The organism is Glycomyces rhizosphaerae (genome assembly GCF_042647865.1).
GTDB classification, from domain to species: Bacteria; Actinomycetota; Actinomycetes; order Mycobacteriales; family Micromonosporaceae; genus Glycomyces; species Glycomyces rhizosphaerae.
Genome location: NZ_JBHRWO010000021.1, coordinates 690,354 through 703,331, shown reverse-complemented (window position 1 = coordinate 703,331; position 12,978 = coordinate 690,354). Strand labels below are relative to the sequence as shown.

The 12,978-nt window shown below is 69.8% G+C and carries 15 protein-coding genes; 8 read left to right on the top strand and 7 right to left on the bottom strand.

The genetic code is table 11. The features are described 5' to 3' along the window. The first annotated feature begins 24 nt into the window (after nucleotides 1-24). Genes ACFO8M_RS23620 through ACFO8M_RS23610 form a run of 3 tightly spaced genes read left to right on the top strand, consistent with a single transcriptional unit; the run spans nucleotide 25 to nucleotide 2,636 of the window. Nucleotides 25-792, top strand: coding sequence for a TetR/AcrR family transcriptional regulator (locus ACFO8M_RS23620; protein WP_387980122.1), 768 nt, complete (start codon nucleotides 25-27; stop codon nucleotides 790-792). Then, nucleotides 789-1,781, top strand: a complete 993-nt coding sequence (gene gmd / locus ACFO8M_RS23615; protein ID WP_387980120.1) for a GDP-mannose 4,6-dehydratase — start codon at nucleotides 789-791, stop codon at nucleotides 1,779-1,781. Before ACFO8M_RS23620 ends, gmd begins: the two co-directional genes overlap by 4 nt. Nucleotides 1,782-1,799: 18 nt before the next feature. Next, nucleotides 1,800-2,636, top strand: coding sequence for an aldo/keto reductase (locus ACFO8M_RS23610; RefSeq protein ID WP_387980118.1), 837 nt, complete (start codon nucleotides 1,800-1,802; stop codon nucleotides 2,634-2,636). A gap of 62 nt (nucleotides 2,637-2,698) precedes the next feature. Here the strand turns inward: ACFO8M_RS23610 and ACFO8M_RS23605 are convergent, their stop codons facing one another. Both ACFO8M_RS23605 and ACFO8M_RS23600 read right to left on the bottom strand, forming a co-directional pair. Then, a complete protein-coding gene (locus tag ACFO8M_RS23605) occupies nucleotides 2,699-2,998 on the bottom strand; it encodes a transcriptional regulator (protein ID WP_387980116.1) in 300 nt (99 codons plus the stop codon). Beyond that, nucleotides 2,995-3,459 (bottom strand): hypothetical protein, encoded by a 465-nt coding sequence (locus ACFO8M_RS23600; protein ID WP_387980114.1) that lies wholly within the window; start codon nucleotides 3,457-3,459, stop codon nucleotides 2,995-2,997. Before ACFO8M_RS23600 ends, ACFO8M_RS23605 begins: the two co-directional genes overlap by 4 nt. Nucleotides 3,460-3,572: 113 nt before the next feature. Here ACFO8M_RS23600 and ACFO8M_RS23595 point away from each other — a divergent pair, with 113 nt between their 5' ends. After that, nucleotides 3,573-4,403 carry an aldo/keto reductase gene (locus tag ACFO8M_RS23595; RefSeq protein ID WP_387980113.1) on the top strand — a complete coding sequence of 277 codons (831 nt, stop codon included), beginning with the start codon at nucleotides 3,573-3,575 and terminating at the stop codon, nucleotides 4,401-4,403. Nucleotides 4,404-4,458: 55 nt separating this feature from the next. Here the strand turns inward: ACFO8M_RS23595 and ACFO8M_RS23590 are convergent, their stop codons facing one another. The 4 genes from ACFO8M_RS23590 to ACFO8M_RS23575 form a co-directional block, all read right to left on the bottom strand. Next, nucleotides 4,459-4,872, bottom strand: coding sequence for a hypothetical protein (locus ACFO8M_RS23590; protein WP_387980111.1), 414 nt, complete (start codon nucleotides 4,870-4,872; stop codon nucleotides 4,459-4,461). 121 nt (nucleotides 4,873-4,993) lie between these two features. Continuing rightward, nucleotides 4,994-6,028: a hypothetical protein gene (locus tag ACFO8M_RS23585; RefSeq protein WP_387980110.1), complete on the bottom strand. Its 1,035-nt coding sequence runs from the start codon at nucleotides 6,026-6,028 to the stop codon at nucleotides 4,994-4,996. Between the two features lie 95 nt (nucleotides 6,029-6,123). Next, nucleotides 6,124-6,750 carry a response regulator gene (locus tag ACFO8M_RS23580; RefSeq protein ID WP_387980108.1) on the bottom strand — a complete coding sequence of 209 codons (627 nt, stop codon included), beginning with the start codon at nucleotides 6,748-6,750 and terminating at the stop codon, nucleotides 6,124-6,126. Next, a complete protein-coding gene (locus ACFO8M_RS23575) occupies nucleotides 6,743-7,942 on the bottom strand; it encodes a GAF domain-containing sensor histidine kinase (RefSeq protein ID WP_387980106.1) in 1,200 nt (399 codons plus the stop codon). The genes ACFO8M_RS23580 and ACFO8M_RS23575 overlap by 8 nt, the downstream gene beginning before the upstream one ends. A gap of 123 nt (nucleotides 7,943-8,065) precedes the next feature. On the opposite strand from ACFO8M_RS23575, the gene ACFO8M_RS23570 reads away from it, so the two are divergent. From ACFO8M_RS23570 to ACFO8M_RS23555, 4 genes are all read left to right on the top strand, one after another. Beyond that, a complete protein-coding gene (locus tag ACFO8M_RS23570) occupies nucleotides 8,066-8,821 on the top strand; it encodes an SDR family NAD(P)-dependent oxidoreductase (RefSeq protein ID WP_387980104.1) in 756 nt (251 codons plus the stop codon). Beyond that, the gene (locus tag ACFO8M_RS23565) at nucleotides 8,818-9,828 is read left to right on the top strand and encodes an S-adenosylmethionine:tRNA ribosyltransferase-isomerase (protein WP_387980102.1); all 1,011 of its coding nucleotides are present in this window, start codon (nucleotides 8,818-8,820) and stop codon (nucleotides 9,826-9,828) included. Before ACFO8M_RS23570 ends, ACFO8M_RS23565 begins: the two co-directional genes overlap by 4 nt. After that, nucleotides 9,825-11,063, top strand: coding sequence for an MFS transporter (locus tag ACFO8M_RS23560; RefSeq protein ID WP_387980100.1), 1,239 nt, complete (start codon nucleotides 9,825-9,827; stop codon nucleotides 11,061-11,063). Before ACFO8M_RS23565 ends, ACFO8M_RS23560 begins: the two co-directional genes overlap by 4 nt. 547 nt (nucleotides 11,064-11,610) lie before the next feature. Next, nucleotides 11,611-12,036 (top strand): hypothetical protein, encoded by a 426-nt coding sequence (locus ACFO8M_RS23555; protein ID WP_387980099.1) that lies wholly within the window; start codon nucleotides 11,611-11,613, stop codon nucleotides 12,034-12,036. On the opposite strand, the gene ACFO8M_RS23550 is transcribed toward ACFO8M_RS23555, so the two are convergent. Then, nucleotides 12,033-12,869 carry an SDR family oxidoreductase gene (locus tag ACFO8M_RS23550; protein WP_387980097.1) on the bottom strand — a complete coding sequence of 279 codons (837 nt, stop codon included), beginning with the start codon at nucleotides 12,867-12,869 and terminating at the stop codon, nucleotides 12,033-12,035. The genes ACFO8M_RS23555 and ACFO8M_RS23550 overlap by 4 nt on opposite strands. Between the last annotated feature and the right edge of the window lie 109 nt (nucleotides 12,870-12,978).

The window sequence follows — 12,978 nt, the reverse complement described above, 5'->3', positions numbered from 1 at the left end:
CACACAGGACAGGAAGGCCTACCGATGCCCACCGCAGCGAAGGAGTCCCCGGCGGACCGGCCCAAGCGGCGGGTCGGCCGCCCCCGGGTCGCCCCGGAGCCCGGCGGCGGCACCGCCCAGGCCGCCGAACCCCGCGACCAGCTCCTCGCCGCAGCCGCCGAGCTGTTCACCGTCCAGGGCTACACGGCCACCTCCACGCGCGCCATCACCGCCAAGGCCGGTATGCGCCAGGCCAGCATGTACTACCACTTCCCCAGCAAGGAAGCCCTGCTGAGCAGCCTGCTGGAGACCACCGTGGCCCCCTCCCTCGAATTCGCCGAATGGGCGCTGGCCGAGCAGGACGCCTCTGCCGAGGCCCGACTCTGGGCGCTGGCCCGCATCGACGCCGCGCAGCTCGCCGGGGCCGAGCACAACCTCGGCGCGCTGTACCTGCTGCCCGAGGTGCGCCAGGAGGTCTTCGCGCCGTTCCGCGAGATGCGCGAGCGGCTGCGCGAGTCCTACCGGGAACTGCTCGGCCGCACCGCCGCGGCCCTCGACTACCCGCCCGGCGGGCTCGCCCAGCGCGCGGACCTCGTCTTCGGCCTCGTCGAAGGCGTGATCCTCGCCCGCATGGAGCACGCCCCGGTCGCCGACCCCGCCACGTACTCGGCGGGCGTCGCCGACGGCGTCCTGCGCCTGGCCGAATGCGGGCGCCTCGCCGCCGCCCGCACCCAGGGCCGGCGGCTGTGCGCCGACTGGGTCGGACGCTCCGAACACCTGCCGAGCTCGACACCAGCGAAGGACCGCCAATGACGACCGCTTCCGGCAAGACCGCCCTCATCACCGGCATCACCGGTCAGGACGGCTCGTACCTGACCGAGCTGCTGCTCGCCAAGGGCTACACGGTCCACGGGATCGTCCGGCACGCGTCGTCGCAGATCGCCAACACCTCCCGCCTCGACGCGGTCTACCAGGACCCCCACGAGTCGGAGCGGAAGCTGTTCCTGCACAAGGGCGACGTCACCGATGCGGGCATGCTGGTCAACCTCATCCGCGACGTGCGGCCCGACGAGATCTACAACCTCGCCGCGCAGAGCCACGTGCGCGTCAGCTTCGACTTGCCCGAGTACACCGCGAACGTGACCGCGCTCGGCGTGATCCGGCTCCTGGAGGCGGTGCGCGCCAGCGGGATCGACACCCGCATCTACCAGGCGTCCACTTCGGAGATGTTCGGCACGGCCGCGCCGCCGCAGGACGAGACCACGCCGTTCCACCCGCGCAGCCCGTACGGGGTCGCGAAGGTCTACGCGCACTGGGCCACCGTGAACTACCGGGAGTCCTACGGCATGTTCGCCGTCAGCGGGATCTCCTTCAACCACGAGAGCCCGAGGCGCGGCGAGACGTTCGTGACCCGCAAGATCACCCGGGCCGTCGCCCGGATCGAAGCGGGCCTGGAGAAGAAGGTCTTCCTCGGCAACCTGGACGCGGTGCGCGACTGGGGCTACGCGCCCGAGTACGTCGAGGCCATGTGGCTGATGCTCCAGCACGACGAGCCGGTCGACTACGTGATCGCCACCGGCAGGCCTGCCACGGTGCGCGACTTCGCCGAGGCGGCCTTCGGCCACGCCGGCCTCGACTGGCGCGACCACGTCGAGCACGACGAGCGCTACGAGCGGCCGGCCGACGTCCCCGAGCTCATCGGGAACCCGGCGAAGATCGCGCGGGAGATCGGCTGGAAGGCGAAGGTCCACTGGGAGGAGCTCGCCACGATCATGGTCGACGCCGACCGGAAAGGGCTCTGAGGTGGTTACCCTCGGGGCATGACTGATCTCAGCGCACCGATCGAGCTCAACGACGGCATCAGCATGCCCCGCATCGGCTACGGCACCTACAAGGTCGGCGACGACGAGGCCCAGCAGGCCGTCGAGACCGCTCTCGCCACGGGTTACCGGCTGATCGACACCGCCGAGATGTACCGCAACGAGGTCGGAGTCGGCCGCGCCGTGGCCGCCTCGGGCGTCCCGCGCGAGGAGGTCTTCCTCACCACGAAGGTCTGGAACGACCACCACGGCGCGGAGAAGGCCCGCGCCGCGCTCGAGGCCTCGCTGGAGCGGTTGGGCACCGACTACCTCGACCTGTACCTGATCCACTGGCCCTCTCCCAAGCAGGGCCTGTACGCCGAGACCTTCCAGGCGCTGCTCAAAGCCAAGGAGGAGGGATTGATCCGCTCGGCCGGCGTCTCGAACTTCCTGCCCGAGCACCTCGAGGTGGTCCACGAGGCCACGGGCGTCTACCCCTCGGTGAACCAGGTCGAGCTGCACCCGTACTTCAACCAGCCCGAGCTGCGTGTCTGGCAGACGGCCCGCGGCATCGCCACCGAATCGTGGGGGCCGCTGGGCCAGCGCAGCGGCTCGGTGCTCGCCGAGCCCGCCGTCACGGCCGCCGCCGAAGCGCACGGCAAGAGCCCGGGCCAGGTCGTGATCCGCTGGCACCTGCAGAACGACTGCATCGTGATTCCCAAGTCCTCCAAGGCGAGCCGCATCGCCGAGAACTTCGACGTGTTCGACTTCGCGCTCTCTGAGGACGAGATGGAGGCGATCGACGCGCTGGAGAACGGTCAGCGCCAGGGCATCGACCCCGGCAGCAACGAGCGTTGATCCCTTGAACGAGAAGGGGGCGGGTGGCCAGGCCACCCGCCCTGTCGCGTTTCTCGGCGGTGCTAGTCGATCGCTATGCCCGCCGCGAGTCGCCGGAGTTCGGCGACGTGCCCGCTGAAGGCGTCCTTCCCCGCCGGAGTGAGCGCGGCCCAGGTGCGGGTGCGGCCGTCCAGAGGGGACTTCCGGACGCTGAGGTACCCGGCGTCCTCGAGGGCCTTGAGCTGCTTGCTGAGCACCGAGTCGCTGACCCCGAGGGCTTCGCGCAGAGCGGCGAACTCGACCTCGTTCATCGCCGAGAGCATCGAGCAGATCCGCAACCGGTTGGGTGCGTGGATGATCTCGTCGAACCGCGCTTCCGTCATGAGGTCTCGCGCAACTCGGCCCGCAGGACCTTGTCGTAGTGGCGGCCCCACACCGCGAGGGCGACCGCGACGACGAGACCGGTGACCGGGGCGGTCCAGCGGATCTCCATGCCCATCGCGAAGGCCGCGCCGATGATGATCACGACGAGCATGATCCCGAAGAACCGGTAGATGCTGCGGCGGGACTTGGGCCCGCCTTCGGTCCCGTTCAGCCACACACCGGACTTGCGGCGGTACGCGGTCACCAGGGCGGCCATGCCCGCGCCGTAGGCGATGAGCACGCCGATGACGACCGCGAACGGCGGGTCCGCGAACGCGACGGTGATGAGCCCGCCGACCAGGAGGCCGAGCGCGGGGTGGTACCACCACGGCGTATAGAGGCGGTCGGCGATGTCGGAACGGGACTGCTCCACGGTGGCGAGGGCGGCCTGGGCTTCTTCGGGGGTGAGTTGACTTTCCATGTCGGAAAGTCTAACCCGCGACTTTCCATCGCGTCAAGTCGAGACTTTCCACAACGGCAAGTTTCTCCGAATACGCGTTTGCAATCGCCTGCCAAATGGGTAGGCTCGCGCGCATGAGCGAACTGAGCACGGCAGTCCCCTTGTCCGGCGGGGCCGAGATCCCCCGTTACGGCTACGGCACCTTCAGGATCGAGGACGGCAGCGACGTGCAGACCGCCGTCGAGACCGCGCTCGAGACGGGCTACCGGCTCGTCGACACCGCGGTCGGCTACAACAACGAGGTCGGCGTCGGCAAGGCCGTCAAGGCCTCCGGCCTCGCCCGCGGCGAGATCTTCCTGACCAGCAAGACCTGGGACCACGGCTACGACGAGGTCCGCCGGAACCTCGACGAGTCCCTGGAGCGCCTCGGCACCGACTACCTCGACCTGTACCTGCTCCACTGGCCCCGCCCGGGATTCGGCAAGTACGTCGAGTCCTGGCGGGCGCTCCTCGACGCGCGCGAGGAGGGCCTGCTCCGCTCGGCCGGCGTCTCGAACTTCACGATCGAGCACCTCGCCGCCTGCGAGTCCGAGACCGGCACGGCGCCCGAGATCAACCAGGTCGAGCTCCACCCGTACTTCAGCCAGCCCGAGCTGCGGGCCTGGCACGAGGAGCACGGCGTGATCACCGAATCGTGGGGGCCTCTGGGCCTGCGCGCGGGCGCCCTGTTCGACGAACCGGCCGTCAAGGCCGTCGCCGAGGCCCACGGCCGCACCCCCGCGCAGGTGGTGCTCCGCTGGAACCTCCAGCGCGGCAACGTGGTCATCCCCAAGTCGGTCACGCCCGAGCGCATCCGCGAGAACTGGGAGGTGCTCGATTTCGCCTTGACCGACAAGGATCTCGCCGAGATCGACGCGCTCGACACCGGCGTGCGCCAGGGCGGCGACCCGCTCGAGATCAACTAGCCCAAGCGAATCGGCGTCGGCCGCACCTCGCGGTGCCGCCGACGCCTCTCGCTGTTCAAGCCGGCTGCGAGACGCGCGAATCGCGAGCGGCGCGGCTGCGGATCGCGACGACTCCTGCGACGCCCGCGATGACGACGCCGAGCTGCTGCAGGGCCTGCCCGAAGATCGGCGCGGTCCCGGCGTCACCGGTCAGGTTGGCGAGGCCGATCCCACCGCCGATGATCGCCTCCATGACGAAACCGACCACACCCGACAGTCCGAGCAGCGCGGGCACGAGCGCCGCGTAACGCAGCCGGGGTCGCATCAGAGTGAAGGCCAGCGCGCCGGCGGTCATGATGAGCATGCCGGGCGGCGGGTAGAACGGGAACTCGAGACCGGCGGCCCACAGGACCGCGATGCCCGAGGCGCTCGTGAGCAGTCCGATGACGGCGGTGATCTCGGGGCGGGTCCAGGTCCGCTTAGTGTTCATGTCGGGGGCTCCTCTGCGAAAGCGTTGATGCCCTGATGGTGTGCGCCAGAGGCACTCCCGAACATCAGCACCTGAACGGATTCCGCCCTCATCGCCTCGACGTAGTCCCGCGAGATCGCTTCTAGAATTCCGCGTTCCAAGTGAAGACGGCTGGGAACCTTCCGAGGCTGAAGACTTCACCGGTCGCCGCCTCCTCGAACTCTCCCGTCGGTGCGAAGTTCACTCGGAACTCGCTTTCGGCCGCAGGGACTTCCACGACGACGGTATGGCGTTGGCCGCGAGCGGCGGAGGGGTTGTCGCGCGTGCTCCATCCGATCGGCAGCGCGACCTCCGAACCGGTCCTGACGAAGAGCGACCGCTCGGAGTCGAGCGTCCAGATGCCGTCGTCGTAGACGCCCGCACCGGTGCACCACCAGAACTCCACTTGCAGGAACACCGATCCCTCTGGCGCCCAGCCGTAGTCCTCCAGCCACATCGACCGCGTGAACTCGACGCGGTTGGAGTGGCACCCAACGGTCCACGATCGGCCGTCGGACACGAAGTAGGCGTCCAGGGTTTCGAAGTCGCCGTCGGATTCGGTCCAGAAGCCGGGATCCGTGTAGTAGGCCTCCACCCGGTCGAGGGGTTCACCGGTGCGAAGGTCGAGCCCCTGGGCACGGCCGTCGTCTTCCACCCACAGCGTCGCCGCCGCGCCTACCGGAGCGCTCAACACGAGATATTGCCCCGGTTCCGGTGTCGTCTCGAGGTCGATACGCTCGCCGTCCACCTCAATCCACGACTCGACCCAGGTGGGGTCGGTACCGTGCTCCGCAAGAAAGTCCGCTTGGAGCGCGACCTGGGCGATCAAGAACTCAACGCCTTCCCCCGCCTGCGGCATCTGCGCCAGCTCGGGAATCGCGGCGAGCTGTTCCGGCGTCATTGAAGCGTCTTTGAAAAGGCACGCCAGCGATATCGAGAAGTGCGCACCGCGAAGGTCGGCCGGCTCGTCGATGACGCTCGCGTCGTCTCCCGGTTCGCACCAGAGGCGCCGATCGATTCCCGTAGCCAGCTCGTAAGGTCCGGTTCGGAGGAACGAATCGGAGTCCATACTGCCGCCGACGGTTAGGAAAGCGGCTGCCAGCAACGTCAACGCGACGAGAGTCGGGATTCGGCGCATGAGGGGGTTCGTTGTTCTGTTATGCGATGGGGGCACAACGGGACCCTAGGTGATCACGTCCGGTGATGACTCAATAGACGGTCACGTTCCACAATCTATCCGATACCGTGACGAACCGCCCACAATGCGGCCTGTGTGCGGTCGGCGGCCCCGATGCGGCGGAGGAGGTTCGTGACGTGGGTCTTCACGGTCTTCTCCGAGACGCCGAGGGCCCGGGCGATCTGGCGGTTCGTCTGGCCCTTGGCGATCAGGCCGAGCACCTGGCTCTCCCGCGGGGTCAGCGACGGCGCCGACGGGGCATTGCCGTTGCCGTTCATCAAGCCCCGCATGGCGATCGGCGCGAGGAGCAGTTGTCCGGCGTGGACGGTGCGGATCGCGCTCGCCAGCGCGTCGGGGTCGATGTCCTTGTACACGAACCCGGCCGCTCCGGCGGTGATGGCGGCCGGGACGCGTTCAGCGTCGGTGGCCGAGGTCAGGACCAGGATTCGGGGCCCGTCGTCGGCCTTGCCGAGGCGGTCGAGCACGCCCTGGCCGTCGAGTCCGGGCATCTTGAGGTCGAGGAGCACCACGTCCGGGCGGGTCTCTTCGATGGCGCGCAGGGCTTCTTCTCCTTCGCCCGCTTCGCCGACGACGGTGAAGTCGGGTTCGAGTTCGAGGTACCCGCGGAGGCCGCGGCGGACCACGGGGTGGTCGTCGACGAGGAGGAGTCGGATCTCAGGCACGGTCGGCCTCTTCGGGATCGGTTGCGGAGCTGTCGAGTTCGAGGGTCACGACCGTGCCTTCCCCGGGCGCGGTCTTGAGGTCGAGTTCGCCGCCGAGGGCCTTGGCGCGTTCGCGCAGCGAGAGCAGGCCGAGCCCGCGGGTGGCGGCCTCGGTGGCGTCGAAGCCATCGCCGTCGTCGGCGATGGTGATGCGCTCGGTCTCGACGGTGACGGAGACGTGGCGGGCGCGGGCGTGGCGGAAGGCATTGCTCAGGGCCTCCTGGACGAGCCGGAGCACCTCCACCTCGCCGTCCCGGGAGAGGTCCACCGGGGAGCGGAGCTCGAACGTGACCTCGGTGTCGTGCAGGCGGTCGAGGAGCGTGACGTGGCGGCGAAGGGTCTCGACCAGGCCGTGCGCGTCGAGGTCGGCGGGCCGGAGTTCGACGATGACGGCGCGCAGTTCGGCGATGGCTTCGGCGGCGAGGGTCTCGACCTCGCCGAGGCGGTGGGCGGCGGCCTCGGGGTCGGTCGGGGCGAGCTTGCGGGCGGCGCGGGCGGAGAGCCTGAGGGAGAACAGGCGCTGCATGACCGCGTCGTGGAGTTCGCGGGCGAGCCGGTTGCGTTCCTCGACGACGGTGAGCTCGCGGCTGCGCTCGTACAGGCGCGCGTTGGTGATCGCGATGGCCGCGTGCGAGGCGAGCAGTTCGATCAGCTCGGTGTCGGCTTCGTTGAAGCCGGGTTTGCCGAGGTCGTTGGTGAGCACGACGATGCCGATGGTGCGGCTGCAGTCGGCCTCGGCGGAGCCGACGGCCGGCTCGCAGCCGCGGATGGGCACGCCCAGCAGCGCGGCCATCGTCGGGTGGGCTTTGGGCCACCACTGGAAGCGCGGGTCGCGGCGCAGGTCGTCGAGGCGGATCGGCTCGCTCTCGGCGAGGATCGCGGCGAGCATGCCGTGCTGGCGCGGGAGCGGGCCGATCTCCAGGCGCTGCTCCTCGCCGATGCCGTCGGTGATGAACTCGGCGAATCCGCCTTCGTCGTCGGGGATGCCGATCGCGGCGTAGTCGGCGCCGACCAGGCGCCGGGCCGAGGAGACGATCACCTCGAGCACCTGGTGCACGGACAGGTGCCGGGTGATCGCGCCGACGGCCGCCGACACCTCGTGCAGCAGCGACGTGGCTTCAGAAGCGGACCCGGTGGTCTCGGAGGCGGTCACGGTGCCAATCTAGTCGACGCGGCGCCGTCCGGGCCTCGGTCGCTGGTCCTAGGACCTGCGCCGCAGTCTCGACCGCGACCTCGGCCCGATGCGCGGGGCCCGCGCCGGCAATAGCGTGAGGCCATGAGTGATCAACTGATGCCGCAAGTGGACGACCGCACCGCCATCATCACCGGTGCCTCAGCCGGACTCGGCGAGGCGCTCGCCGAACGCCTGGCCGCCTCCGGCTGGAACCTGATCCTGACCGCCCGCGGCGAGGAGCGTCTGGCGCGGGTCGCCGAGCGGCTCGGCGCCCGGTATCTGGCCGGGGACGTGACCGACGCGGTGCACCGCCGGGAACTGGTCGCCATGGCCGGGGACCGGCTCGACCTGCTGGTGAACAACGCCTCGACGCTGGGCGAGGTGCCGCTGCCCCTCCTCGCGGACGCGGACCTGACGGTGTGGCCGCGCCTGTTCGAGCTGAACGTGTGGGCCCCGATCGCCTTGGCGCAGTTGGCCCTTCCGGTCCTCCGGGAGCGGGGCGGGGCGATCGTCAACATCTCCTCGGACGCCGCGACTGGCCCGTACGCGACGTGGGGCCCGTACGGGGCGACGAAGGCCGCGCTCGACCAGCTGTCGAACGTGCTCGCCGCCGAGGAGTCGGCCGTCGCGGTCTGGGCGCTCGACCCCGGCGAGATGGCCACCGGGATGCTCGCCGACGCGGTGGGCGAGGCCGACGCCGCCGAAGCCGACCCGCCCTCGCACGCCGCGGCGGCGATCGTCTCGATCATCAAGGGCCGCTGGTGCACCTGCGAATGGCGTGCACCCGAGAGCGGCCGCTACGCCGCCCGTGACTTCGACAAGCTGCACACCCACACCAATGAGGAGGCGAGGGCATGAGCACGACGTTGACCACCCCTTTCGATTTCGCGCTGGACGCCGCACTGGAGGCGGACCAGCCCGCCGAAGCTCGCGGCAGGGCCCGCTCGGACGTACGGCTCCTGGTGTCCGACAAGGCGACCGGCGACATCAGGCACCAGCACTTCGAAGACCTCCCGGCGCTCGTGCGCCCCGGCGACCTGCTCGTGGTCAACAACTCCGCGACCCTCCCGGCGGCCGTGCCCACGAGGCAGGGCCTGCGGGTCCACTTCTCCTCCACGCGGCCGGACGGCTCCTGGCTGGTCGAACTCCGCGACCGCGACAAGCCCTACCTGGGCGAAGTCCCGGGCCGGGTCGTGGATCTCCCCGGCAAGGTGCCGCTGCTCCTGGAACGCCGTTTCGGCAAGCGGCTCTGGGTGACCCGGCCCCCGATCGACTCGATCCCCGGCTACCTCGCCCGCTACGGCAAGCCGATCCGCTACTCGTACGTCGACCGCGCCTGGCCGATTGGCGCCTACCAGACCGCGTTCGCCACGGTCCCCGGTTCGGCCGAGATGCCCAGCGCGGCAAGGCCGTTCACCCCGGAGATCGTCACACGGCTGGTCTCGGCCGGCGTCGGCATCGCACCGATCACGCTCCACACGGGAGTGGCCTCGCTGGAGAGCGACGAGGACCCGTACCCGGAATGGATGGAGGTCAGCGAGTACACCGCGCGGATAGTCAACGCGACCAAGGCATCCGGCGGTCGGGTGATCGCCGTCGGGACGACGGTGGCCCGGGCTTTGGAGAGCACCGTGGTCGGCGGCAAGGTCGTCGCGGCCTCGGGCCACACCGAACGGATCATCTCCCCCGCGAACCCGGTCCACGTCACTGACGGCCTGCTCACCGGCTTCCACGAGCCGAGGTCCACCCACCTGTCGATGCTGGAGGCCATCTGCGACACCAGCCTCCTACGCGACTCCTACACGGCCGCAATCGAAGCCCGCTACCTCTGGCACGAGTTCGGCGACGTCCACCTCATCGCATGAGGCGAGGCCTCTTCGGCGACCGCGACGTGCGCCTGCTGTGGTCGGCCACGGCCTGCCTCTCGGCGGCGTTCTGGATGCTCCAGATCAGTGTCGCGCTCCACGTCCTCGCGGTCGCCGGGACCGCGGCGCTCGCCGCGGTCCAGCTGGCCGGGGTCCTGCCCGCGCTGCTGCTGACGCCGGTGGCGGGCCTGGCCGCGGACCGGATGCGGCTCCGCCCACTGCTCCTGTGGGCCGTCACCGCACAGACCGTGGCGGTCGCCGGCATGGCGGTCGGCGCTTGGGCGGGGAGCCTCGCGGTGCTCGCGGTCTGCTATGCGGCGCAGAGCTTCGCGATGGCGTTCTGGCCAGCGGCCCGGCAGCAGTGGCTGTACGGGCTCGTGGAGCTTGAGTCGCGCCAGAAGGCGAACGCGGCGTTCGGGTCGCTCGGCGGGATCATGACGATCGTCGGCGCGATCGCCGCAGGACTCGTGTCGGCCTGGTCGACCGTGGCCGCGATCGGCGGCGCGGCCGCCCTCATCGCCTGCGACGCGATGATCCAGGCCCGTGTCCGCGAGACACCACCGGTCAAACCGGCAGCGACGAACGAGCGAATCGCCACCCGAGTGCGCGTCTTCATGGCAGGTCTTCGCGAGGGCTTCGGAGCCACCCGACGGTATCCGCTGGCCCGCTCGGTGATCTGGATCGGGATCGCCTGGGGCTTCATCGGCGGCGGCTACACGGTGATGCTCAGCGGCCACCTGGTCGACGACCTCGGCGGCGACGCCGTAACCGTCGCGGCGATGTTCGTCTGCGACGGCCTCGCAGTCCTGGCCGGGACCATTCTCGCGGGCCGCCTGCGCCGTGCGGCACACCTCCCAGTGTGGGCGGTCTGCTATGTGGCGCAAGGGCTCGCGTGGGCAGGCTTCTTCGCCGCCCCCGGCCTGGCCGGTGCCGCGGCCTGTCTGGCGGTGATGCGCCTTTCAAGCGGCTTCATCATCGCCTTGGACACGACGATCCTGCTGGAGACCGTTCCGGCCGAGTTCCGCGGAAGAGTCACCTCGATCCACGTGACCACCTACAACGCCACAGCCCGCCTCTCTCTGGCAGTGCTCGGCGCGGCCCTTGGCTGGGCCACCCTCACCGCCCTCGGTATGGCCGCCGGTCTGCTCGCAACGGCCACCGGCATCGCATGGTGGCTGTTTGCGGGCAGGCGATCGCAAGCTGCATACCGCGAAGCCGCTCCCGACCCGGCATAACCAGGCCGTTGGCATCCCGGTGGTCCTTCCCATGCCAGGGTCGGTCCACCAAGTGATCTCGCAAGGGCCGTGGCCGAGCGACGCCGGGCTCCTCATGGCCCGACACCGGTATCGACGTCCGTGCAATGCAGGCAGATGGCCAGAGGCTCATGTCGTAGTCTGCTTACCACCATCTCGTTCACCTACACGGATTCCGTATCCCTGTACGTACCTCAATTGTCCAGGCTCTGAGGCCGGCCCGCATCACCCACACGATGCAAAAGGTTTCACGTTCCGCGCCCGCAGACGGCCTGATCGACTGCGCCCCAACCGAAACGGAGCCGGCCACCGCCGCCCTCCCCCACTCCACCACCCACCGCTTCGTCGCTGACGCCTTGACCGCAAGCCGCACGCACCCGAAGGCCGAACGGGACAACGCCGGCGAAGGCCGCCCCGCGCCACGGGGCCTTCAGGCGAGTTCGGCTCCAGCATCGCGTGGGTGGTGGACCGGTCCGCGGCGGCAATCCCGCACCGGGTGCCGGAAGGTGCTGCGACGTAGCATTGATACGTGGTCTATCCAGTCGGTCCAGCGATGGGAGACGGGCCGAAGCGCCGGGCGCGCTTCGCGATTCCCGACTCGCCCGTGATCGCCGTCGTCACGGCGCTGCTCACGCTCGCCCTCGCAGTGCTCCTGTTCCTCACGGCGCTGCCCGGCGAGGAGCGCGTGCTCTATTTCGAGGGCCGAGAGGTCAGCCCGGCCGCGATCTGCGTGACCACCGGCGCCGACGGCGAAGCCGAGCCGCGTGCGTGCGCCGAGGTCGGTGAGTACGAGACCCAGCCGACCCCGTGGAGCGTCCCCCGGGTCGTGATCGCCGCGGTGCTGGCCGGGCTCGCCGGGGTAGTCCTCGCCGGTGTCCCGAAGCAGGTCAGAGACCGCCGCGAGGATGAGCAGGCCAAGTTGGCGCGCCTCACCGACGAGGACTTCAAGCCCTAGTCGACGTAGATGTCCGGCTGGAAATCGGTCTGCCCCGGTACCACGGCATAGCCCGACAGGTCCGTGATGCCTTCGGCGGCGAGCACGTCCTCGACCATGACCGCGTTGCCGGTGTAGGCCTTCGGGTCCTTAGCGAGGATCGCCAGCGCGGCGTCGGCGACGATCTCGGGCTTGCGGCTGCGGTCGAGCATCGGCTGCCCGCCGAGGGCGTACGCGACGGCGGCGGTGGCGATGGTCGTCCTGGGCCACAGGCAGTTCGCCGCGATGCCCGGTTCGGTCTCGGAAGCGCCGAGGGTCATGATCGTCATGCCGTACTTGGTGGCCGTGTACGGGCCGCCGGCGAACCATTTGGAGTCGGTGTTCAGCGGCGGGCTGATCGTGAGCAGGTGGGCGTGGTCGGAGCCGCGCAGGTACGGGAGGGCGGCGCTGATCGAGGCGAAGGTGCCGCGCAGGTTCACGCCCGTGATCAGGTCGAACTTCTTCAGGCTGAGCTCGCCGATGCCGGTGAGGTCGAGCGCGGAGGCGTTGTTGACGCAGATGTCGAGCCCGCCGAACGCGGCGGCGGCGGTGTCGATGGCCTCCCCCACGGATTCGGCGTCGCGCAGGTCGCCGACGATGGGCAGCGCCTCGCCGCCGACCGCTTCGATGGCCTTCGCGGTCTCGTAGAGGGTCCCGGGGAGCTTCGGGTGGGGCTCGCCGGTCTTGGCGAACAGTGCCACCTTGGCTCCGGCCGCGCCCAGCGCGACGGCGATGGCCGCGCCGATGCCGCGGCTGGCGCCGGTGACGAACGCGGCCCTGCCCTGCAAGGCTGCGGTGTTGACGGCTGGCTCCATTGCTCTGCCTCCAAGTGTTCGGTGTCACCCGAATACTACTAGTCAGTAACTTCTGGCGGAAGACCACCGGGGACGACACTCCAATCGAATGCTGAATGCCAGCTGAGAG

Coding starts and splice junctions, on each gene's coding strand:
- ACFO8M_RS23620 (WP_387980122.1), top strand. CDS start 25: ATGCCCACCGCAGCGAAGGAGTCCCCGGCGGACCGGCCCAAGCGGCGG.
- gmd (WP_387980120.1), top strand. CDS start 789: ATGACGACCGCTTCCGGCAAGACCGCCCTCATCACCGGCATCACCGGT.
- ACFO8M_RS23610 (WP_387980118.1), top strand. CDS start 1,800: ATGACTGATCTCAGCGCACCGATCGAGCTCAACGACGGCATCAGCATG.
- ACFO8M_RS23605 (WP_387980116.1), bottom strand. CDS start 2,998: ATGACGGAAGCGCGGTTCGACGAGATCATCCACGCACCCAACCGGTTG.
- ACFO8M_RS23600 (WP_387980114.1), bottom strand. CDS start 3,459: ATGGAAAGTCAACTCACCCCCGAAGAAGCCCAGGCCGCCCTCGCCACC.
- ACFO8M_RS23595 (WP_387980113.1), top strand. CDS start 3,573: ATGAGCGAACTGAGCACGGCAGTCCCCTTGTCCGGCGGGGCCGAGATC.
- ACFO8M_RS23590 (WP_387980111.1), bottom strand. CDS start 4,872: ATGAACACTAAGCGGACCTGGACCCGCCCCGAGATCACCGCCGTCATC.
- ACFO8M_RS23585 (WP_387980110.1), bottom strand. CDS start 6,028: ATGCGCCGAATCCCGACTCTCGTCGCGTTGACGTTGCTGGCAGCCGCT.
- ACFO8M_RS23570 (WP_387980104.1), top strand. CDS start 8,066: ATGAGTGATCAACTGATGCCGCAAGTGGACGACCGCACCGCCATCATC.
- ACFO8M_RS23565 (WP_387980102.1), top strand. CDS start 8,818: ATGAGCACGACGTTGACCACCCCTTTCGATTTCGCGCTGGACGCCGCA.
- ACFO8M_RS23560 (WP_387980100.1), top strand. CDS start 9,825: ATGAGGCGAGGCCTCTTCGGCGACCGCGACGTGCGCCTGCTGTGGTCG.
- ACFO8M_RS23550 (WP_387980097.1), bottom strand. CDS start 12,869: ATGGAGCCAGCCGTCAACACCGCAGCCTTGCAGGGCAGGGCCGCGTTC.